The sequence below is a fragment of the Acidovorax benzenivorans genome (genome assembly GCF_028680575.1).
GTDB lineage: Bacteria > Pseudomonadota > Gammaproteobacteria > Burkholderiales > Burkholderiaceae_C > Acidovorax > Acidovorax benzenivorans.
Window position 1 is genome coordinate 1 of the sequence record NZ_JAPCKI010000017.1, and the last position, 20,915, is coordinate 20,915.

At 64.8% G+C, this 20,915-nt stretch carries 17 protein-coding genes; 5 read left to right on the forward strand and 12 right to left on the reverse strand.

Annotation, left to right across the window (positions count from 1 at the left end; all coding sequences use genetic code 11):
* Positions 1-915 precede the first annotated feature (915 nt).
* Positions 916-4,044: a WD40 repeat domain-containing protein gene (locus tag OIN59_RS20795; RefSeq protein ID WP_274113448.1), complete on the reverse strand. Its 3,129-nt coding sequence runs from the start codon at positions 4,042-4,044 to the stop codon at positions 916-918.
* Positions 4,045-4,150: 106 nt separating this feature from the next.
* On the opposite strand from OIN59_RS20795, the gene OIN59_RS20800 reads away from it, so the two are divergent.
* On the forward strand, positions 4,151-5,086 hold the full coding sequence (locus tag OIN59_RS20800; protein ID WP_274113450.1) for a M14 family metallopeptidase: 936 nt from the start codon (positions 4,151-4,153) through the stop codon (positions 5,084-5,086).
* A gap of 69 nt (positions 5,087-5,155) precedes the next feature.
* Here OIN59_RS20800 and OIN59_RS20805 read toward each other — a convergent pair whose 3' ends face one another.
* The 6 genes from OIN59_RS20805 to OIN59_RS20830 form a co-directional block, all read right to left on the reverse strand.
* Positions 5,156-6,067 carry a DMT family transporter gene (locus tag OIN59_RS20805; protein WP_274113452.1) on the reverse strand — a complete coding sequence of 304 codons (912 nt, stop codon included), beginning with the start codon at positions 6,065-6,067 and terminating at the stop codon, positions 5,156-5,158.
* Positions 6,068-6,291: 224 nt separating this feature from the next.
* Complete coding sequence (locus tag OIN59_RS20810; RefSeq protein WP_274113454.1) at positions 6,292-9,897, reverse strand: response regulator; 3,606 nt, start codon at positions 9,895-9,897, stop codon at positions 6,292-6,294.
* Between the two features lie 58 nt (positions 9,898-9,955).
* Positions 9,956-10,639, reverse strand: coding sequence for a histidine phosphatase family protein (locus tag OIN59_RS20815; RefSeq protein WP_274113456.1), 684 nt, complete (start codon positions 10,637-10,639; stop codon positions 9,956-9,958).
* A 3-nt stretch (positions 10,640-10,642) separates the two neighbouring features.
* Positions 10,643-11,821 (reverse strand): response regulator, encoded by a 1,179-nt coding sequence (locus OIN59_RS20820; RefSeq protein WP_274113458.1) that lies wholly within the window; start codon positions 11,819-11,821, stop codon positions 10,643-10,645.
* A gap of 187 nt (positions 11,822-12,008) precedes the next feature.
* Complete coding sequence (locus tag OIN59_RS20825) at positions 12,009-12,959, reverse strand: NAD(P)H-dependent flavin oxidoreductase (RefSeq protein WP_274113460.1); 951 nt, start codon at positions 12,957-12,959, stop codon at positions 12,009-12,011.
* A 69-nt stretch (positions 12,960-13,028) separates the two neighbouring features.
* Positions 13,029-13,820 carry a pseudouridine synthase gene (locus tag OIN59_RS20830; RefSeq protein WP_274113461.1) on the reverse strand — a complete coding sequence of 264 codons (792 nt, stop codon included), beginning with the start codon at positions 13,818-13,820 and terminating at the stop codon, positions 13,029-13,031.
* A 115-nt stretch (positions 13,821-13,935) separates the two neighbouring features.
* Between OIN59_RS20830 and OIN59_RS20835 the strand changes: the two genes are divergently transcribed.
* On the forward strand, positions 13,936-14,271 hold the full coding sequence (locus tag OIN59_RS20835; protein WP_274113463.1) for an ankyrin repeat domain-containing protein: 336 nt from the start codon (positions 13,936-13,938) through the stop codon (positions 14,269-14,271).
* 90 nt (positions 14,272-14,361) lie between these two features.
* On the opposite strand, the gene OIN59_RS20840 is transcribed toward OIN59_RS20835, so the two are convergent.
* On the reverse strand, positions 14,362-14,841 hold the full coding sequence (locus OIN59_RS20840; protein ID WP_274113465.1) for a tellurite resistance TerB family protein: 480 nt from the start codon (positions 14,839-14,841) through the stop codon (positions 14,362-14,364).
* Between the two features lie 128 nt (positions 14,842-14,969).
* On the opposite strand from OIN59_RS20840, the gene OIN59_RS20845 reads away from it, so the two are divergent.
* A complete protein-coding gene (locus tag OIN59_RS20845) occupies positions 14,970-15,887 on the forward strand; it encodes a DHH family phosphoesterase (protein WP_274113467.1) in 918 nt (305 codons plus the stop codon).
* A gap of 98 nt (positions 15,888-15,985) precedes the next feature.
* Here OIN59_RS20845 and OIN59_RS20850 read toward each other — a convergent pair whose 3' ends face one another.
* A complete protein-coding gene (locus OIN59_RS20850; RefSeq protein ID WP_274113469.1) occupies positions 15,986-17,281 on the reverse strand; it encodes an MFS transporter in 1,296 nt (431 codons plus the stop codon).
* Positions 17,282-17,481: 200 nt separating this feature from the next.
* Positions 17,482-17,916 carry a thermonuclease family protein gene (locus tag OIN59_RS20855; protein ID WP_274113471.1) on the reverse strand — a complete coding sequence of 145 codons (435 nt, stop codon included), beginning with the start codon at positions 17,914-17,916 and terminating at the stop codon, positions 17,482-17,484.
* Positions 17,917-18,330: 414 nt separating this feature from the next.
* On the opposite strand from OIN59_RS20855, the gene OIN59_RS20860 reads away from it, so the two are divergent.
* Positions 18,331-18,909 (forward strand): DUF2242 domain-containing protein, encoded by a 579-nt coding sequence (locus OIN59_RS20860; RefSeq protein WP_274113473.1) that lies wholly within the window; start codon positions 18,331-18,333, stop codon positions 18,907-18,909.
* 79 nt (positions 18,910-18,988) lie between these two features.
* On the opposite strand, the gene OIN59_RS20865 is transcribed toward OIN59_RS20860, so the two are convergent.
* A complete protein-coding gene (locus OIN59_RS20865) occupies positions 18,989-19,537 on the reverse strand; it encodes an RBBP9/YdeN family alpha/beta hydrolase (RefSeq protein ID WP_274113475.1) in 549 nt (182 codons plus the stop codon).
* Positions 19,538-19,675: 138 nt separating this feature from the next.
* Here OIN59_RS20865 and OIN59_RS20870 point away from each other — a divergent pair, with 138 nt between their 5' ends.
* Positions 19,676-20,113, forward strand: coding sequence for an Lrp/AsnC family transcriptional regulator (locus OIN59_RS20870; protein WP_274113477.1), 438 nt, complete (start codon positions 19,676-19,678; stop codon positions 20,111-20,113).
* A gap of 67 nt (positions 20,114-20,180) precedes the next feature.
* Here OIN59_RS20870 and OIN59_RS20875 read toward each other — a convergent pair whose 3' ends face one another.
* Positions 20,181-20,753 (reverse strand): dihydrofolate reductase family protein, encoded by a 573-nt coding sequence (locus OIN59_RS20875; RefSeq protein ID WP_274113659.1) that lies wholly within the window; start codon positions 20,751-20,753, stop codon positions 20,181-20,183.
* Positions 20,754-20,915 lie beyond the last annotated feature (162 nt).

Consider the following 20,915-nt stretch of genomic DNA (forward strand, 5'->3'; position numbering starts at 1 on the left):
CCACGCTCGGTCACCTGTTTGACGGCTTCTGCCTTGAACTCAGCCGGGTATCGCACTCTCTTCATTTCTCACTCTCCAGTTCAATTTCGACCTTGATAGGTGTCTATTGAACCGGGTGAAGTCCAAGGATCACGCATCCAGCAGTCGTGAGTCCCACGAACAGCAGAGCGACACCAACAACGAGTGCGGCAAGGGAAAACCAATGAATGAACTTCACGTACTTCCTTTCGATACATTGCGCGATGTCCGCTTCTGGCCGGATTCTGCCCCACGGCGAGGGGCGCTAGCGGGCCCAGAGCTGCCCTTGGCTAACCTACATTCTTGCAAGCATTGAGGGTCAATTGACCCGACTCGCTCTGGATTGGTCACAGGTTCGCAGCCATCCAAGATGACTACTTCACACTCAGTTCAAACTAGGCTCATTTTCTGCACACGAAAGGCTTCTACTATGCCTTTCATGCCAAAGCTCAAGCCGCCATCTCGTTTCCAATCTGTACTGGCTATCTTTGGTGCTGTCGTGTTTGCCAACGCTGCCCTGTGGGGGGTACTAAGTTCCAATTTAACAAGGGGAATTTATTCAGCAGACGCTGATTCGATAAGCATCCCCATCGGTTTCGCGTTCGCGGACTCAATGCTGATACTACTTTTGGGAGTCTCGGGATCACTGTTGCCCCAACGACGGATTGGATGGCGCATTGCGGCTTGCCTGTTGCTGTTAGTCGCCGGTTTACTTGGCACCGAGTTGGCCTACCGTTGGTTCTATCCAAATCACTATCTGGCAGGTTCGGCGTTTCTTCTTGTACCTATCGTGTGCGCGCTATCACTTTGGAAGCAATCAAGCGCTACACATCCTTGTTAGTACAACTTGCCCTTCCTCGTGGACGGCGGCTATTGGCCGTAAACAGACTTGCTCTGCTACCACCGCACCGGCGCCACATCATCACCCCAGAATATCCACCGCCGCGTCTCCACATACGGCGACGTGCCAATGGAGTGTGGGTCCATGCCCGCCTCGCTGCGCTCCAGCCGCACCAGATAGCCACCGTAGCTCGCTGCCCACAGAGTTTCTCCATCGGGGGATATGTCGATGGCGCTGATCGTGCTGCCGATGTGGTGGCGCCACAGGGTTTGACCCTCGTCGCTGAAGGCGTGCAGGTAGCCGTCAGCATCGCCCAGGATCACCTGGCCGGGTAGGGTGACAGAGGCGTATACGCGACAGCGTTCGTCCAGTGGTGGGGTGTCCTCGTCCGCCGCATCTTGTGGCGCCGCCCCGATGGGGATCGAGCAGGTACTGCCCCAATACAGATGGCATGAATTGGCAAACAGGCGTGTGCCGTCGTGCGAGAACACTGCATGGTGGGGGTAGGAAGATAGCGGCTCATGTTCGGCCACCACAGCGCCGCGCGCGTTCAGCAGGATATGGCGGCTGTCTTGGTCGCCCACGGCGATGTGGCGTTCGTCGGGCGACAGGGCCATGTGCAGCATGTCCAGCGCCAGCACCGTGACGGTCTCACCCGCAACCTCCTCATCCATCTGGTTCTTGGGCCAGGTGTAGGGGCCGTCTTCGTCGAACGTCTGCGGGTGCAGGCGTTGAATTGGGCTGTCACCACCTTGATCTGTGCGGGTCAGCAGATAGACCCCGGTGGGGTTGCGCAGCAGCACGCGCTGGCCGTCGTTGAAGGGGATGATTTCATCGCAGCGTTGCCCCTGCGGACCTGCGGAAACCTGTACCTGCGGTGGCAGGCCTTCGTTGCCGTGCGGCAGGGAAAATTGCGCGATCACGGGGCCATCCCATCCGTGGTGTGTGGTGATGTGCAGGCCGTCGCATTGGGCAAAGCAGCGGCGATCGGGCGAGCGGCCCAGGCCCTGGATGGTGGGCAGTAGCGTGTGCTCTGTGCCGTGCAGCAACACCCAGTGGACGTTGTCGTCATGGGCAGCGCCGATGCGCGCGACCACTCGGTCATCGTCCAACAAAAACACCGGGCCTATGAATTGCCCGGCCTTGGCGGCGCGCGCCACATACGCGTCCGGGGCAAAGGCAAAACGCTGGCGAAACCGCGCGGCAAGCTCTTCGTCGGCCCAGCCGCTCACCACGCGTGCCAGTTGCAGCACGGTGGGTGCATCGGCCTTGCGCGGGTCTTCGGGCAGGGCGTTGTCGTGTTCTTCGGCGCCGTTGTCTTCATCGCCGCCACCGGCTGTTGCCGAGGCCTCGGCGCGGTTGGCATCGTTGGCCAGCTGGTGTGCGCGGATGGCAGCTACATAGGCGTGCCCATCGGCCTGCCACTGCTCCGACAGCGTCATGAGTTCGACGGGAAACACGGCGGCATCCGGTAGATCGGGGGGCAATGGTGGGGTGGCCAGCAGTTGCACGGCGGCTTCGATGCGGCGGGCCTCGGCCTGTTGGGCCAGCGCCTCTTCATGCCGTGCTCGGATGCGGGCCTGCACCAGGCCATGAAAGCGCAGCAGGCGTGCAATGTGGTCGGCGGCGCAGCGGGGCAGGGGCGCGCGGCCGTCGCCCTGGCGCTGGGTGTAGCTGAACTCGACAACGGCAGGCCCTTCGCGCGCCTCGTCCACGTTGATCTGATAGGCGCTGTGGGCGTTGTCTTCGTCATCGCCCGGCGCGTCGTCACCGTTGCGCCAGCTGTATTTGAGCGCGCGGCCCCAGGGTTCGCCGTCGTGCATGCAGGGCTGGCGGGCACCCACCCAGACCTCGCCCTCCCAATAGCCGTTGCGGTCGCTGTCCCACCAGTCGTTGTACTGCTCAGTGAACACGGGCAGGCTGGTGCAGGCATCGATGTGCTCTGCCGTCAACGTGGCTTGCAGGCGCTGGTAGAGCGGGTAGCGCGCCCGGTGCTGGCCCACGGCCTTGCGCACATAGTCGAGCATGCCGCGCCAGGCGTTTTCGCAGGCCTTCCAGGCGTCGGGGTCGTGGCGGGTGTCTGTGGGGGCCGCCAGCACCTGCCAGTCGCCGGGCTTGCCCTGTGTGTAGCGGCGGTACAGCAGAGTGCGCTGCGCCGTGGTGGGCGCCACGCCGCGCCACACCTTGGCCGCCAACCGCTCCAGCCAGTTGCGGGGCGTGGGCACCTGCTCCACCGATAGGTAGAAGTCCCACGCTTTCCACACGGTGATGAACACATTGTCGTCGCGCGCGTCGCCTTCGTCATCCACATGCCGCTGGCACAGCGAAAAATCGGTCTGCTGGAACCAGCCGTAGGCTTTGTGTTCCTTGTGCGCAATCACCGGTGTGTGCACCACGGCCAGGATGTTTTCGATGCTGATGGCGTTGTCGGCACACAGGTCGTGGGCCATGGGCTGGTCGGCATCGATGTCAGCACTGCTGCGCACCGCGCTCTGGCCCGCCCGCACGGAGGCCAGCACCTGGCGGCGGTTGATCATGGCTGCCAGGCCGTCTTCGCCCGCGTCTACGCCGTCGTGGAACTCGGGGGCGAACACGGCGCCCACGAACTCGGCAGAGAACTCCGCACGGTGTGGCACACCGCGCACCTCATCCAGCAAAAACTCCACCTGCTCGGGGCCTTCAATGTGCAGGTGGTATTCGTCGGTGAACAGTGCCACCCGGGCCTGCAACCCGCCGCGCACGCGCAACTCGCCGTGGTTGTAGTGGCCCCACAGCAGCTCGTCCACGCGCAGCGTTCCCTGCACACACACCAGCTGCCCGCCGATCACTGCGTTGTGCAGGTGGGCGTTGCCGTTGACGATGAGATGCGTGGTGCCGTCGGTGTCGGCGCTGGTCAAGGCGCCGTCGATGCCCAGGTCTCCGTCCACCAGGATCAAAAAGGGCGCACGGGGCACGGGGGCGTTGCCGGGGCCATTCGACAGGTCTTGCAACCACTGGCGCAGCGGGCTGCCCTGGGCCAGAGGGGTGTCGAGGTGTAACGCGGGCCATTGCACCGCGCCCGTGATCCACAGCGCGGTTTCATTGGCCAGGGCTGCTGGGTCTTGCGCCAGGCGCTCGGCCATCCAGCAGTCAGGGGGGATGCGGTGGGCCACATCGGCCAGCGGGAAAAGTCGGGCAGTGGGCATGGTGCGGGGCGCAGAAGGGACTCAACCGGCGGGCATCGTACACCGCTGCCCAGCAATGATCTGGCTTTGCGCAGACAATGATGTGTCATCTTATTAATTCACCGCCATGACGCAGAACCCCCCCGTTTTTGAAGTCCTTCCCCGCGACCTCTCTGCCTACCGCCAGGGCAATGTCGGCATCGACTATGTGCACCGCTTCGAGTCGGGCAAACCCGGCCCCCATGTGCTCATCAACGCCCTCACACATGGCAACGAGATCTGCGGCATGGTGGCGGCTACCCACCTGCTGGACACGGGTGTGCGGCCCCTCATCGGCACGCTGACCATCAGCTTTGCCAACGTGGCCGCCTACGAATCGTTTGACCAGACCCGCCCGTTCGAGAGCCGCCAGCTGGTTCACAACCTCAACCGCATCTGGTCGGCGGCCGAGCTGGACGGCACGACAGACAGCCCTGAGCTGCAGCGCGCCCGCACCCTGCGCCCGGTGGTGGCTGCGGCCGATCACATCCTCGACATCCACTCCACCAGCCAGGACGTGCAGCCTTTCTGGGTGTACCCGGCTTACCCGCGCAATGCTGAGGTGGCGCTGGCGATTGGCCGCCCACCGGTGCACCTGGTGATGCCCAGTGGCCTGGGTTCGGGCACGCCGCTTATCCAGCACGGTCGCCACGGGCAGGCCGAGGGGGATGGTGTGGCGTTGGTCGTGGAGTGCGGTCAGCATTTCCGCCAGTCGGCGGCCGACATGGCCACGGCGGTGGCGCTGGACTTTCTGGCGCACTTCGGCCTCATCGCACCGGTGGCTAGCCGGCCCGCACCCGCCGAGCAACGCCGGTACGAGCTGCTGGAGACCTGCATGGTGCGCACTGCGGGCTTCCGTTTCACGCGGCCCCTGCTCGGGTTTGAGGTGTTTGCCAAGGGCGACCTCATTGCCACCGATGGCCCGCATGAGATCCGCGCGCTGTGCGACGACTGCACCATCCTCATGCCCACCCGCGAACCCATCGTGGGCCGCGAAGCGGTGTACCTCACGCGGCCGATCTGACCCTGGTACGGCGTCAGGCCGTCTACGGGCGCGTCGTCCGCAGGTCTGGATGCGGTGGCCTGACGTCGTTCAAGGAGGAACCACCGCCTGTGTGCGCTCCTGGCGCACCAGGTACAGGCCGCTGCCGATGATGATGGCGCCGCCCAGCAGCGTGCTGTAGCCTGGGACCGTCTGCCACAGCACCCAGTCCAGCCCCATGCCCCAGGCCAGCGCCGTGTATTCAAACGGCGCCACCACGGAAGCCTGCCCGTGGCGAAAGGCCTCGGTGATGGCCAACTGGCCCGCAAACCCTGTGATGGCGAGCCCCGCCACCAAAGGCCAGTGCGCCTGCGCCACGCCCACCCAGTGCGGCCAGGCCAGCGCGCCTGCACCCAGTGCCAGCAGCGTGGTGGTCCAGAACACCAGGCTGGCGCTGGAGTCGGTGCGGGTGAGCATGCGACCCGTGATGGCCGACACCGCATAACACGTGGCTGCCGCCAGCACGGCCAGCGCGCCCAGGGTAAAGAACGCCTCCTGGTTGGGCCGCAGAGCCACCAGCACGCCCACCATGCCCAGCGCAATGGCGACCCAGTGGGCAGCGCGCACTTTCTCGCGCAGCACCACGGTGGACAGCGCAGTGATGAGCAGCGGCGCAATGAAAAACAGCGTGTAGGCCTCGGCCAGCGCCAGTTCGCGGATGGCAAACGCAAACAGTGCCAGCATGGCCACGTTGAGCCCGCCACGCAGCAAGTGCAGGGGCCAGCGCACCTTGAGCAGCCGTGGCACCTCGCCACGCCACAGCGCATACAAGGCCACCAGCGGCAACGCGGCCCAGCCCCGCAGCGCCGCCACCTGCATGGCGGGGTAGTGGGCGGTCAGCGTCTTGAGCAATGCATCCATCAGCGAAAAGAACCCCACGGCAGCCACCATGGCGATGATGCCGCGCAGGTTGCCCGAGGGCCGTGCAAGGCCTGTGGAGGTGTTGCGCTGTGCGTCAGACATTGTGTGACCCAGCGGCTGCACGCCTGTTGGCAAAGCATCGCTGGCGGTAACGGGTGGCGGAGACCTCGGCGGCAAGAATGCGTGACGACGGCGGGCGTAGCAAGTGCATGGGGATGGTGGCCCTGCTAGGCCGGCGCGTGTGGTGGCCAGGCCGTTGCAGGGTGCGTGCGGCAAGGCCAAAAAGTGTAGCGCAGCCCTGCCGCTCCAAAGGCCGAGCCAGGTGGCTAAGGAGGGGGCGCAGGCGCGGGGGCGCCAAGGGCGTTCGCGGCGCCGTCCACCTGGGCCAGTGTGGCGTCCAGCAACGCCAGGGCCCGCACAAAGTCGAACCCGTCGATAGCCTGTGCCAAGGCCTGGGCGCGGTCCGGGTAGTGTTGCAGCATGGCCGGATGCAGCTCTGCATAGGCAGCGCTGGCATCCAGGTCGTCACTGGCCAGCAAAGGCCGGATTTTGCGCAGGCCATCTTGCAGGTGCGCGGCGTCAGTGGCGGGTGCGGTGCCCGCTACATCGGTGGCCTCCACCACAAAATGCAGGGACTGCACCAGTTGCTGGAGCCTCACATCCAGACTATGCAGGGCCTGCGCGGTGGCGTCGTCGCGGCCATCATGCTGTGGTGCTGCCTGCAACTTTGCCTCGGCCTGCTGCGCTGCCACCTGCAGGCCCGTGAGACCTGCCGTGCCCGCCAGGCCTTTGAGCGTGTGCACGATGCGCTGTGTTTCTGCCAGGTCACCGGTTTGCCACGCCTGCAGCGCGTTCTGGGCGTCCTGGTGGTGCTCGACCACGATGCGTTGCAGCAGCCGCACCAGGGCGGCAAAGTTGTTGCCTAGTGAGCGCAAGCCCTGCCGCATCTGAAAGCCTGCCACCGCCTGGAGCTGCGTGCGCATATGCGCTTCGTTTGCCAGTGCGGGGGGGGAGGGCGCAATTGCAGGGGGCGCAGGCGTGCCCGCAGCTTCAACCGCACCGGGCAGCAGGCGCGCCAGCACGCGCGCCAGTTGCGCAGGGTCCACCGGCTTGGGCAGGTGGTCGTTCATGCCTGCGGCCAGTGCGGCCGCGCGGTCTTCGGCGAAGGCGTTGGCCGTCATGGCCACGATGGGGGTCTGCGAGTGGCCCGGCAGCGCGCGGATCTGGCGGGTGGCTTGCAAGCCGTCCAGATGGGGCATCTGGATGTCCATCAGGATCAGGTCGTAGTGCTGCTGGCTGGCCAGTTCCACGGCAATCAGGCCATCGCCCGCCACGTCCACTGCAAAACCCAGTTGCCGCAACAGCTCACTCGCCACCTCCTGATTCAGTGCGTTGTCTTCGGCCAGCAGCAGGCGCAGCCCCGGGGTGAAATGCACGGGCTCATCGGTGGTCAGTGGGGGCGGCGGTGCTTCTGGTGTCTGGGCTCGGTTCCAGACGCGCAGCAGCACTTCCTCCAGCGCAGTGGGCAGCACTGGCTTGGGCAAAAAGGCGCCAAAGGGGCCCGCATCCACCTCATCGGCAGGGCAGCTCAGGCTGCCGCTGACCAGAATGCAGGCGGGGCGGTGCTGCAGCGGCATGGCGCAAATCTGGTGCCAGGTTTGGGTGCCGTTCAGGCCCGGCATCAGCCAGTCGGTGAGCACCAGCTCATACGGGTCGCCCACCTCGTCGGCCTGCGCTACGGCCTGCAGGGCCAGCGCGCCCGACGACACCGCGTCGGCCCGGGCACCCAGATGGGTGAGCATGTCGGCCAGCAGCTCGCGGGCCTCTTCCATGTCATCGACCACCAGAACGCGGGTGCCGGGCGGCAAGGCCTGCACGTTTTGGGGGGCTGCGGCCTGAGCGCTGATGCCGAAGGGGGCCTCGAACCAGAAGGTACTGCCCTTGCCAAGCTCGCTGCGCACCCCGACCTGCCCGCCCATGAGGTTGGACAGTCGGCGTGAGATGGCCAGCCCCAGGCCCGTGCCTCCATGGGTGCGGGTGGTGGATACATCGGCCTGCTGGAACGCAAGGAAGAGCTTGCTCTGCTGTTCCTGGCTCAGGCCGATGCCGGTGTCGCGCACTTCGAAGCGCAAGCGCACCTGGTCGCCTTCGCTGCGGGTGACAAAAGCGTGCAACGACACACTGCCGCGTTCGGTGAACTTGACCGCGTTGCCCATGAAGTTGGTCAGGATCTGCCCTAACCGCACTCCATCCCCATGCAGGATGGGCGGAACCCCCTTCAGCTCGGCCATCACCTCCAGGCCTTTGGCCTCGGCCTTGTCGCCGGTGATGGTGAACACGTTGCTCACCACCTTCTCCAGCTCGAAATCGGTGGGGTCCAGGGCCATCTTGCCCGCTTCGATCTTGGAAAAGTCCAGGATGTCGTTGATGACGGCCAGCAGGTGCATGGCGGCGCCCGACACCTTGTTCAGTTGCTGGCGCTGGTGCGGGTTTGTGGTGTCGCGCTGGATCAGGTGGGTCAGGCCGATGATGGCGTTCATGGGCGTGCGAATTTCGTGGCTCATGTTGGCCAGGAAGGCGCTCTTGGCCTGACTGGCCTCATCGGCCATCGCCTTGGCGCTGCGCAGCTGCGCATTGGTGTGCTGCAGCTCCAGCGTTTGCTGGGCCAGTGCCTGGCTGGTCTTTTCGAGGTCGAGCGTGCGTTCGGCCACCAGTTGTTCCAGTTCGTCACGGTAGCGGGTCAGTTCGCGCTCGGACTGCTTGCGGTTGGTGATGTCCACCCAGATGCCGGTCATGCAGTCGCGGTCATGCATGTGCAGCGGGCGCATGGACACCCAGAAATCCCGGATGTTGCCGTTCTTGTCGCGCCGCTGGGTCTCAAAGTCCTGGCCGCCCTCGGCCAGGATCTGCTGGAGCTTTTCATCGACCTTCCTGGTGTCGGGGTCCAGCTGCAGGTCGTACAGGCTCATCTGCGAAAACTCTTCACGCGTGTAGCCCAGCGATTCATTTGTGGCGTCGTTAAAGCTGACGAATTGCAGGGTTTGCATGTCCAGCACCACGATGCCAATGGGGGCCTGGCTGACGATGTTGACGTGCAGCTCCTCGCGGTCGTGGAGTTCGGTCAGTGCCAGGCGGCGTTCGTCCTGCGTCTTTTGAAAGGCCAGCACGGTATCTGCCATATCTCCAATGAGCGTGCCTTTGCGCGCGGCCACGGTCTTGATCTGGACAAAGGTTTTGTAGTCGCTGAACCCACTTTCGCCGCGCGCCAGTTTTTGCAGAATGTGGTTGAGCCGGTCCAGCTGCTGGGAGGTGGACCGCGACATTGCAAACCACAGGGCCAGAAACACCAGCGCTGCCAGCGTGCTGTACACCAGCACCTGGTTGTGAAAGTTCTGCAGTTCCTGGCGCGTGTCTGCTGCGTTCTGGATCGCATGGTCCATAAAGGTCTTGGCGATGTCGCCCATGCGCAGGGCGAAGGCACCGTAGTACGCCGTAGCGCTGATCAGGTGTTCGCCCGCCAGCGACTGGTCGATGGACATCTGGTCCGAGCTCATCAGTGCAAACTGGCGAAACTCCTGGAACGCGCTCAGCGCGGCGGGGTAGTGGGGCTGCACATGCGGGAAGTCATGGGTGGTGGTCAGCGCGGTCAGGTCTTTTTCGAGCGCGGCCATTTCATCCACGATGAGCGAGTGCAACTGGTAGGCCTGCGCCTCATCGACCCGTCGGGCCTTGGAGGCGGCCAGGGTCTGGGCCAGGCGCAGCTTGATCTCCAGCAGCTTGCGGCTGATGGCTTCGGCCTTGGCGGCGACCTGAATGTCCTCTTCCTGGGTCTGCAGCGCCTTCAGTTGAACCGTCTGGGTGCGCTGCTGCACCGCGTACTCCACCCCCGTGCTTAACAACAATGCCAGCACCACCGGCAAGAAAAATCGCAAAAAAAAGCGTTGACGTTTGAGCAGGGGAAGCATTGGGTACGGCGTGCGCTGGGTGGGATCAGTGTTTGGGATTGGGGGGGAGCAAGGTGCTCCAGTGCGACGGGGGAATGCTGCCCAGGTATTCGAAGCGGGACTGCCCCAGCGGGCGCAGCACCACCACGGTTCCTTCGGGTTTGACGAAATAGCCCATCAGGTCGGCCATGTTGGGGGCGTGCGCCACGATGACGCGGTTGGTGCCATCGGGGACGGGTGCAGACACCAGGGCCCGGGTGGCGGCAATCACGGGTTTTTTTTGCTCGCTGGTCAGGTTGGCGGTGTAGGCCAGCAGGGGCTCTGCACGCAACAACTGGGGTTGGGAGGCAAAGGTGAGCTGTGCGCTCTCGCGGGCCCGGCACAGTGGGCTGTGGATGACCTCACCCACCGGAACGCGCGCCCGCTGCAAGATGAGGCCCAACTCGCGCGCCTGCTGGCGTCCTTCGTCGCTGAGCACCCGCTGGGTGCTGCAGTCGTTCAGGTCCACCTGCGGAGCCCGGTCGGCCCGCGTGCCGTCGGTGACGCCATGGCGCAGGTACAGCACAAAGCCACCGTTGCGCAGCTGGGCGAGCAGTGCTGCATCCGCCAACTTTTCTTGAAAGGCCGGGGCCTGGCCAGCAGCACTACCTGCCCATGCCGTCATGCACGCTAGCGCCGTTCGGGCCAGGCGGTGCTGTGGTTTGGCTGCAGGTGGGCGGTGGGGTGGCATGGTTCAGTCCTCGGCGGGCGTCACGGGGTGGTCGGAAAATCGCTCGGCAACGACGGCAAGCTGCGGGACCATCTCCAGAAAAGCGTCGCAGATGTCGGGGTCGAAGTGTTCCCCACGGCCATTGCGGATGATGTTCACCGCATCGCCCAGCGTGAAGGCGCGCTTGTAGTGGCGGCGCGAGATCAGCGCGTCAAACACATCGGCGATGGCCATCAGCCGCGCGGGCAACGGTATGGCGTCGCCCTGCAGGCCTTCGGGGTAGCCTGAGCCGTCCCACTTTTCGTGATGGCTCGCTGCGATCTGGCGTGCGGTTTCCAAAAACTGCAGTGCCGGGTCGCCCAGCGCGGCATGGGCAGAAAAATGTTTGCTGCGACTGATCTCCAGCACGCTGCGAATGGCCTCCTCGATGGCGTCGGCGCCAATGCGGGCATGGGTTTTCATCACCTCAAACTCCTCGGGGGTGAGGCGTCCGGGCTTGAGCAAGATGGCGTCAGGGATGCCCACCTTGCCAATGTCGTGCAACGGCGCTGCCTTGGCGATCTGCTGGCGTTGGGGGGCGCTGCCCAGCAGGTGCTGAAAGCGCGGATGGCCCTGCAGGTGCAGCATCAGCACCTCGATATATGCCTGTGTGCGGTGCAGGTGGTTGCCGGTTTCGTTGTCGCGCTTTTCAGCCAGCGTGGCCATGGCGTGCAGGCTGAAGTCCTTGATGAGTTCGTTCTCGGCCATGCGCCGTTGCACTTCGGCGTCCAGGTAGCTGTTCTGGTCGGCCAGCCAGTCGCGCGCGGCCTTGAGCTCCAGATGGGTGCGCACCCGCGCCAGCAGCACTGCGGGCTTGATGGGCTTGGCCACGTAGTCCACGGCACCCGCCCGCAGGCCCCGCTCCTCATCCGAACTGTCGTCCAGGGCTGTCACAAAGATCACGGGGATCTCGCGGGTCTCGGGCGCCGCGCGCAGCGCCGCCAGAACCTCATAGCCGTCCATCTCCGGCATCATCACATCGAGCAGGATGATGTCGGGCACGGGCTGGGTATGGGCCACCTGCAAGGCCCGTTGCCCCGAGTTGGCCACCCGCACCTGGTAGTGAGGGCGCAGCAATTGGCCAATCACGGTCAGGTTTTCGCGGATGTCGTCCACAACCAGCACCGTCTTGAGCAAGGCTTTGTCATCGGCGGATAAGAGCATGGTCGTGGTGCTTTCGGGCTTCCTCGGCAGAACAGAGGGCAAAAGGTGCGGCAGGGTAACTACATGTTACCGGTGTTCTCTGTGTCGGGCCGCGTTTGTTCGCGCTGCTTGGTGGTGCCCGTGGGGTGCTGGCTTGCCGCCGCAGCGCACCCATGGCGGGGCTGCGCAGTACGTCGGCACCGGCGCCTCAGCCGAACGATCGCGCCGTGCCCATCGTACCCATGCGTTGGCTGATGGCAAAAAACTCCGCCACCGTGTCGTCAATGATCTGCTGCGCTGTCTTGACGGATTCGATGAGCCCCGCCGTCTGGCCCGCCAGTGCAGGGGCTGCCTCCATGTCGCCGTCAAAGTACACCCGCTGAATGCCTGCAAAACTGTCTGCGGGCATGAGGCCTGCCTCATGGATGGCCTGCGTGCGCTGAGATTTGAGCGCGCGGATGCAGGGGCTGGCCTTGGTGTTGAGCATCCAGGTGCCGGTCACGCCCGCATCAACGATGGCGTTCTTGTAGTTGGCGTGCACGGGGCTCTCGGCGCAGCTCACAAATCGTGTGCCCATCTGCACAGCCTCGGCCCCCAGCGCAAAGGCTGCCGCCATGCCGCGCCCGTCGCAAATGCCACCGGCTGCCACCAGTGGCACGTCCACCCGCGCGCGGATCGCCTGCAGCAGCACCAGGGTGGAGACCTCTTCAGGGTTCTTGAAGCCGCCACCCTCGCCGCCTTCGACCACCAGGCCGTCAATGCCAGCGTCCACGCACTTCAGCGCGGCGTCCACCGTGGGCACCGCGTGGTACACGGTGATGCCCGCATCCTTGAGCGGCGCAATGAACTTGGCCGGGCTGCCGGCCGAGGTGGTCACAAATTTCACGCCCGACGCACAGACAAAGCGCAGCATGGCGTCGTCCTTCAAAAAGCGGATGGGCAGGTTCACGCCAAACGGCAGGCCCAGCGCGCTCATCTTCGTGATCTCGGCCTGGCAGTTGGCCGTTTCGCCGGACGATGTCTCGATGATGCCCAAGCCGCCCGCGCGGGACACCGCCGAGGCCAGCTGCGTGCGCGCTATCCAGCCCATGGGCGCCTGGATGATGGGGTAGCGCGCACCGGTGTGGGCAAGGACGCGGTTGGCGGCGGGTGCGGTCATGGGCAGAGTCTCCTGATTTTTGGGATTGCCCATTATTTCGACGGGTGTGCCGTCGCCGTGTCGCCCGCGTTACGGGGCTACGCTGGGTGTCTCCTCCCAGGGCAACCGTGCAAACAGGTGTTGCCAGTCGGCGCTGGGCAGAACGGAGGAAATGTCGGCGGGGTCGTGCCCACCGCCCCAGCCCGCAGGTCCTGGCCATTGCAGCCCGCTGTCAAACGCCATCGCAACGCCCGACACCGGGTGGGGCACTGTCAGCTGCCAGGCATGCAGCCACAGCCTTTGTTGCCCCAGCCGCTCGGCCCACCAGCGGTTGAGGGGGCCTTTGCCGTGTGTGGCGTCGCCGATGATGGGGTGCGCCAGGTGCTTCAAATGGCGGCGGATCTGGTGCCGCCGCCCGGTGGTGGGGAGGGCCTCGACCAGCGAGGCGCGCGTGGTGGCAAAACGCGCATCGCAGGCCTCGGGCAGCGTGAGCTGCGCCAGGCGCCGAAAGCGCGTGTGGGCTTCCTGCACGGCCGCATCGGCAGGGGCGTCGTCGGGTTTGAGCGCATGGTCCACCTCAATGGCCTCGGGTGCCCAGCCGCGCACCATGGCCAGGTAGCGCTTGCGCGTGGCGCCGTGCTCAAAGGCTTGCGACAGAGCGCGTGCCGCATCGCTGTGGAGCGCCATCACCAGCACGCCGCAGGTGCCCTTGTCCAGCCGGTGCACGGGGAACACATGTTGGCCCAACTGGTCGCGCAGCGTCTGCATCACAAACCGTGTTTCGCCCGCGTCCAGCCCCGTGCGGTGCACCAGCCAGCCCGCAGGCTTGTAGACGGCCACCATGTGCTCGTCGCGCCAGAGGATGTGCAGGGGATGGTGCATGAAAGAAGGCGCGGCCGCCGGGGAAGGCAGGGAACGATAAGGGAAGGCGCGGATTGTGCCGCACGCGCTGCTGCCTACACTGGCCTGGCTCAACCCCCACAAAGGATGCCCCGGTATGTCCGCTGGAGACTGGAAAGACATGTACGCAGCAGCCGTGGCGGGCGACCTGGCGCTGGTGCACCACCACATCAGCGCGGGCGTCAACCCCAACTACCAGCATCCCGAGATTTTGTGCACGCCGCTGGTGGCGAGTCTGATCCACGGCCACAGCGCCATCGCGCACTACCTGCTGGCGCATGGGGCGGACCCAGAGCTCAAGTCCGACTTTGATGACATGACGCCCCTGCAGGCTGCCCGGCGCCATCAGCGCAGCGAGTTCATTGCGCTGCTGCAAGCGCAGGGCGCCAAGGACGAGAAAAAACCGTTCTGGTGGCGCTGGTTGCCAATCTAGACTCCCCCCTGAGTCGCTTCGCGCCTCCGTGCCGTCGCCCGTGCGGCGGGGGGGCCTTGCACGGCGGCACTGGCCTGGGCCACGCCAGTTTCAGCGAGGTGTTTGGAAAGGTTGCGCCGCTTCTTTCGCCCGCATCTTGGCGGCGATGTACTCGCCGTGCGTCACATGCAGCAACCCGGCCACCTTGCTGATGGTGTGGTTCTCGTTGGCGTCGATGTGGGCGTCGGCATAGGCCACCTGCCACATGGCTTCGACCAGCTGGATCTTCTGGTCCTGGGTGAAGTGCTCGTTCAGGCTGCTGGTAAAGCGCTGGTAGTCGTAGGCCGTTTTGGACGTGGTCACGGCCAGCTCCAGCAGGCGCTCCAGCTCATCGTCGCTCAGCGCAAATTTGCTGCGCAGCGCGGTCACCATGGTGGTGCGCTCGGCCTCGTCCATCGATGATTCGGACCGGACCACCTCCACCAGCAGCACGGCGGCTGCCAGTTGCACGGCATGCGCACGCGCGGTGGGCGACTGGGAGGGCGTGGGCTGCGTGAAGCTGTCAAACAGGTCTTTGAGGGTTCGGAACATCGGGTGCTTTTCGGTGTGCGGAGCGGATGGAGGTGGATGTGTGGCCGGGCCGGTTGGTTCCCGCAGGGCGCTCTTGCTGCGCACTTCGCGCTCGGTGCGACCTGCGCCCCCGGCGACAATCGGGGGGCATGACGAAGAAAACCATACTCCCCCTGCAACTGCTGGTTGCCCCCGACAAGAACGACCCTGCGCCGCTGATCCTCTACCACGGGCGCAATTGCCCTGATGGCTTTGGCGCGGCGCTGGCAGCATGGCTGTACTACGGCGACCAGGCCGAATACGTGGGGCTGGACCACGGCGATGTCAAGTCCGTGGACGACCTGCCGCCCCTGCAAGGCCGCGCGGTCTACATCCTGGACTTCTCGTTTGCCACCGAGGTGATGGCGGCCATCGACGAGCGCGCTGCCAAGCTGGTGATGCTGGACCACCACAAGAGCGCTGCCGAAAAGCTCACTGGCTTTGCCTGCCGCTGCGGTGTGGTGCACTTCGACATGAACAAGTCGGGTGCGCGCCTGGCGTGGGAGTTCTTTCACCCGCACGCACCCATCCCCGCGCTGCTGAAGTACGTGGAAGACCGCGACATCTGGAAGTGGGAGTTTGCCGAGAGCGCCGCGTTTCTGTCGGCTCTGGACATGGAAGAGCAAGGCTTTGCGCGCTGGCGCGAGATTGCCGACTTCACGCCCGAGCAGCTTCAACAGTTCATGGTGCGCGGCGAGGCCATGGACGAGAAGTACCGCAAGCTCTGCGCCGACATTGCCGAAGGCGCGCAGCCACTGGTGTTCAACGGCATTGCGGGCCTGATGGTCAATGCCCCCGGCATGTTCCACAGCCTGGTGGGTGACATCCTCTCGGCCAAAACGGGCACCTTTGCACTGATGTGGAGTGCGGGCGACAAGGGCGTGAAGGTGGGGCTGCGCGCGCAGCGCAACTTTGACTGCATTGCCTTGGCCGAAAGCATGGGCGGCGGCGGCCATGCGCAGGCCTGTGGTTTCAAGATGAAGGTGGAGCGCTTGCCCGAGCTGCTCACGGGCACGTTCAATGCCTGATGTAACGATGAATTTTGAATGAAAATGGCTGCTACCGCTTTGTGGATAAGCGCTGGCAGCTATCAAAATAGTAGTTTCTGAGTTCGGCGGGGCGCGGCCTACTGTGCTGGGCCAGTCGCTTGCGCCGCCTCTTCAAACCGGTCCACCTTGCGCAGCTGCTGGAACGCCAACATCCAGCCTCCCACCACACCCAGCGTGCACAGGCCGCCCACCACGGCGGCGGGCACCACGCCAAACCACGATGCGCTGGTGCCCGCGCGAAACTCGCCCAGTTCGTTGGACGAGCCGATGAACAACATGTTCACCGCGTTCACCCGTCCGCGCATGGTGTCGGGCGTGGAGAACTGCACCAGCGCGCCTCGGATGTACACGCTCACCATGTCGGCCGCGCCCGCCACCAGCAGCGCCGCAAACGACAGCCAGAACAGCGTGGACAGCGCAAACACCAGGTTGGCCACGCCAAACACCGCCACGGCGATGAACATGGTGCGGCCCACGTGGCGGTTGAAGGGCCGCATGCTCAGGTACAGCCCGGCGCTGACTTCACCCACGGCCATGGCGCTGCGCAGCGCGCCCAGGCCTGCCGGGCCCACATGCAGCACTTCTTGCGCATAGATGGGCAGCAGCGCCACCACGCCACCCAGCAACACGGCAAACAAGTCCAGCGAAATGGTGCCCAAAATGATTGGCCGCGTGCGGATGAAGGTGATGCCCGCGCCAAAGCGCTCGAACATCGTGCCCTGCATGGGGCCGGGCGCCGTGGCATGGGCCACCACCACGCGCAGCAGCAGTGCCACGCCCAGCACAAAACACGCGCAGCAGATGGCATAGGTCAGCTCGCCACCGCCCAGTGCGTACAGCAGCCCGCCCAGCAGCGGCCCGCCAATGCTGGCCACACGCATCAGCATGCTGTTGGCGGCAATGGCCTGCGCCAGCTGGGCGCGCGGCACGATCTGCGGCAACAGGCTCTGCATGGCCGGGCCCGAAAAAGCGCGTGCACAGCCATACAGCACCAGCACGGCATAGATGCCCGCCACACCGCTGCTGCCGTGGCCGGACAGCCACCAGAGCAGGGCGCTGCACACCGCGCCCACTGACCAGGCGATTGCCAGGATGCGCTTGCGGTCAAAGCGGTCGATCAGGTCGCCCGCTGGCAGTAGCAGGGCCAGCATGGGCAGAAACTGCGCCAGTCCCACATAGGCCAATGCCAGCGGCTGCCGCGTCAGGTCGTACACCTGCCAGGCCACCACCACGGCCTGTACCTGGGTGGCCACCACGGCCACCACGCGGGCGATCAGAAACGAAACAAAACCGGAGTGGCGGTAGACGCTTTCGGGCGTGGCGCCGGCATCAGGTGCGGGTGGTGCGGAGGGCGGGGCAGAAGGGGCTGTCACAGAGCGGGGCGAGGCAAGAGGTTGGCGGAGAAAGCAGAAAACCAGAGCACAGAAGCGAGGGGTGCAGCTGCCAAAGTGCAGTTTGCAGGGAGCCCTGGGCGGCCGATGCGAATCGGTGCGCAAAGGCAAGCAACCGCAAGCAAAGGCAAGCGGGCGATGCTATCGGTTTCGGGCCATGTCTGCTGAGCGTGCGGCGCCGCTCAACGCGTGCGCCGGTGCCGGTAGTCCCACGGCGCCAGGGGCCGCTTCTGTGACCACAACCCTGTTGCGTTGCTGCGTGCCTGGCGCTGCAATGTCACCAACTGCGGCCGGGATTCGGCGTAGGGTGTGTACACCCAGGCCAGGCCCGCGCGCACCTGGGCGGTGGCCACATCGGTGCTGCCGCAGCGCACATGGGCCACCGTGCGACCGTAGCTGTCTTCGTCCACCGGCTGCAAGGTGGCGCGCTGCCTGAAGCACAGCCGCGCCAGGTTCTGCCGCGACTTCTGTCCAAAGGCCTGGCGCGACTCAGGCGCATCGATGGCGGCAATGCGCACCTTCACCTGCTGGTAGGCACCGGGCGCACCGCAGCGGGCAGTGAGGGTATCGCCGTCGCTGATGGCGACGACGAGGCAGAGCAGGGAAGCAAGGGGCACGGCAGAAGGGGGGGGTGAGACGGGCAGTGAAAGGTGCGGAAGATGGCAGGTGACGGTTTTTTGTGTCAAATTGCCTCTTTGTGCTTGATGGATAAGCGCGAATAGCTATCAATAGTGTAGCATTTTGAGGGGCGACCTCTGCGGGCTGCTGCAAATTGACATCTTGAAGCGTGCGATGCCCGAAATGGTGTGCAGGGCGCGCCTGCAGGGGGGCTGTTGCCGCCGCGCCTTCGGCCCTTCCATGCGAAAGGGCGTTGTGCCGGGCCGGGCGAGGGGCTTTTTAGAATCAGCGGGAACCGGGTTTGGTGCAGACTGTCAGAACTCCATGGCAGCAGTCCCGCGATGGCGACTGGAAATGCCCCCGCAATGACGATTTTCTTGATGATGTTGATGACCCCGAAGGAGTGCCCACCCTTGCGTTTCCGCCTTTTCCCGACCCGTTTCACTGTTCGTTCTGGCGTTGCTGCAGGTGGCGTGGCCCTGGCCGTGTTGTTGGCTGGCTGTGCGAGCACCACGCCCAAGACGTTTGGGGTGCAGGAAAGTTTTGGTTCGGTGGCCACCTACTCGCGCCTGTTTGACGCCACGCCCCAGCAGACGTGCGAGGCATCGCGCCGCGCGCTGCTGAGTCAGGGCTTCATCATCTCCACCCACCAGCCGGAGATGGTGGAGGGTAAAAAAAGCTTTCAGCCCGAAGCCGAATCGCACCTGCAGATGGTGGTGCGCGTGGTGTGTGTGCCCGAGGCCAATGACGGCAAGGTCAGCCTGGGCTTTGTGACGGCGCTGCAGGACACCTATGCCCTGCGCAAGACCAACAACTCCGCCAGCTTGGGGGTGGGCGCCATCGGCTCGGTGTCGCTGCCGGTGTCTTCCAGCAGCGAATCGCTGGTCAAAGTGGGCAGCGAGACCATCTCCAAGGACACGTTCTACGAGAGCTTCTTCGACCTGGTCAAACGCTATCTCGTGATAGACCAGGCGCAAGCCATCGGCGGCTGACGTTGAAGGCCTGGGCGCTGGTTGCGGCGCCCTCTGCGGGCATGGAACGCGCGCTGCACCACGCCCCTGCCGCCCGTTTTTACTCAATGCGCCAGCGCACCACCTGCTCCCATCCCTGCGGCCAGTCGCCCAGGCCGCTGTCGGCATTGACGTGGCCCAGCGCGCCCAGCACCACATGCTCGGCGCTCCAGGCGTGCGCGCGCTGGGCTGAAAAAGCGGGGGTGGAATATGGGTCGCTGGTGCTGCTCATCAGCACCCGCCTTGGCAAGACGGGCAGGGCGGGCAGCGTCGGGGGCAGTGGGGCAAATCCCTTGGCATCTGCCGGAAAATTCGGCCCGTCGGGGTCTGGCACCGCCACCAGCAGCAGCGCATGCACGGGCCGGTGGTGGCGTGCGGCCCAGTGCACCGCCACCAGACAGCCCAGGCTGTGTGCCACCAGGATAGGGGGCTGGGGCGATGCGGCAATGGTGTCGTCCAGCGTGCGCACCCAGGTGTCGCAATCGGGGTGGTCCCAGTCTGCCTGCTGCACCCGCGCCACGCCCGCGTGCCGGGTTTGCCACAATGACTGCCAATGCTGGGGGCCCGAGTTGTAGATGCCCGGAATGAGCAAAACAGGTCGCGTCGTCATCAAACTTCCTTGTTGTCAAAGCAGATCCATCACTGCCCGCCCACGATAGAAAACCGCCGTTGGTTCGACCAGTGGAAGCCATCGGAAATCGCCCGCCCAAACCTTGAAGTCATCGCAAAAGTCAAAGGAAGCATTGCAGTGGAACTGGACAAAAAAGACCGGCAGATCCTCATGGCCCTGCAGCACGATGCGCGGCAAAGCCTGTCGGCGCTGGGCAAGCAGATCGGCCTGTCTCAGCCTGCGATGAGCGAGCGTGTCAAAAAGCTCGAAGACGCGGGCGTGATTGCAGGCTACGCCGCCCGAATCAACCTGGCTGCCGTGGGCCTGGGCCTGCAGGCCGTGGTGCGGGTGCGCACCACGCACGAACACATCCAGCGCTACGTCGAACTGTTTCAGACCATGCCGGAGGTGCTGGATGCTGTGCGGGTGACGGGTGAAGACTGTTTTGTAGTGCGCTGCGCGTTTGGCCAGCCGGCTGAACTGGAGCGCGTAGTGGATGCGCTCGCGGCGTTTGGCAGCGTGTCCACATCGCTGGTGCTGTCGCACCCGGTGAACAAGGTGGTGCCGCTGGGGTGAGCCGCCTTGGTGCAAAAAATGCCGCTGGCGCTTGATGGATAAGCGCAAATAGCTATGAAAATAATAGCTATTGTCTCAATGCCGAAGCCTGTGGCACCTTGTACCTCAGCTCTGCAAAGATGCCGCCCAGCGTGGTGACCGATTGCAGGCGCAGCGCTGGTTGTTTGATCCGGCGCGGCAACAGCGGCGTGCCCGCACCCAGCGTGACGGGGGCCATCTGCACGATCAACTCATCGAGCAGGCCTGCGCCGTAAAACTGCCCCACCAGGTCACCCCCGCCCACGATCCACACATTGCGCCCCGCTGCGGCCTGCACCATGGCCCGGTGCACGGGCTGCACATTGCCGCGCACAAAGCGCACATCAGCGGCCGCAATGCTGCGCAGCGTGCGTGTGCTGAACACCCAGGTGGGCTGTGTGTAAGGCCAGGGCTGGCCTGCGTCGATGGCGTGTTGCAGCATCCATTCGTAGGTGTGCGATCCCATGGCCAGCGCGCCCACGTCGCGGATGAATGCCGGGTAGCTGGAGCCCTCGATCTCGCCAAACTGCAGCAGCCAGCCAAGGTCATGGTCGGGCGTGGCGAGGAAGCCGTCGAGGCTGGATGCGCCGTAGAACTGGGTGTCATGCGCTGTCCTTCCGATCGTTGTGCCAGCTGGGAAATGTGTCGATGGCTGGTGACAACGTACCGGCAGCAATGTCGCTCCACGCAGGCGTTGTACGCGACTTTCAACGCCGTTGAACTGTCTGTCCGCTCGCGTGTTCGCGCGAATAGCGTTTTAGATCGCTGACGCGTCAATTTTCAA

Bases quoted from the DNA above. Each gene is read 5' to 3' on its own strand.
- OIN59_RS20795 (WP_274113448.1), bottom strand. From the start codon at position 4,044: ATGCCCACTGCCCGACTTTTCCCGCTGGCCGATGTGGCCCACCGCATC.
- OIN59_RS20800 (WP_274113450.1), top strand. From the start codon at position 4,151: ATGACGCAGAACCCCCCCGTTTTTGAAGTCCTTCCCCGCGACCTCTCT.
- OIN59_RS20805 (WP_274113452.1), bottom strand. From the start codon at position 6,067: ATGTCTGACGCACAGCGCAACACCTCCACAGGCCTTGCACGGCCCTCG.
- OIN59_RS20815 (WP_274113456.1), bottom strand. From the start codon at position 10,639: ATGCCACCCCACCGCCCACCTGCAGCCAAACCACAGCACCGCCTGGCC.
- OIN59_RS20820 (WP_274113458.1), bottom strand. From the start codon at position 11,821: ATGCTCTTATCCGCCGATGACAAAGCCTTGCTCAAGACGGTGCTGGTT.
- OIN59_RS20825 (WP_274113460.1), bottom strand. From the start codon at position 12,959: ATGACCGCACCCGCCGCCAACCGCGTCCTTGCCCACACCGGTGCGCGC.
- OIN59_RS20830 (WP_274113461.1), bottom strand. From the start codon at position 13,820: ATGCACCATCCCCTGCACATCCTCTGGCGCGACGAGCACATGGTGGCC.
- OIN59_RS20835 (WP_274113463.1), top strand. From the start codon at position 13,936: ATGTCCGCTGGAGACTGGAAAGACATGTACGCAGCAGCCGTGGCGGGC.
- OIN59_RS20840 (WP_274113465.1), bottom strand. From the start codon at position 14,841: ATGTTCCGAACCCTCAAAGACCTGTTTGACAGCTTCACGCAGCCCACG.
- OIN59_RS20845 (WP_274113467.1), top strand. From the start codon at position 14,970: ATGACGAAGAAAACCATACTCCCCCTGCAACTGCTGGTTGCCCCCGAC.
- OIN59_RS20865 (WP_274113475.1), bottom strand. From the start codon at position 19,537: ATGACGACGCGACCTGTTTTGCTCATTCCGGGCATCTACAACTCGGGC.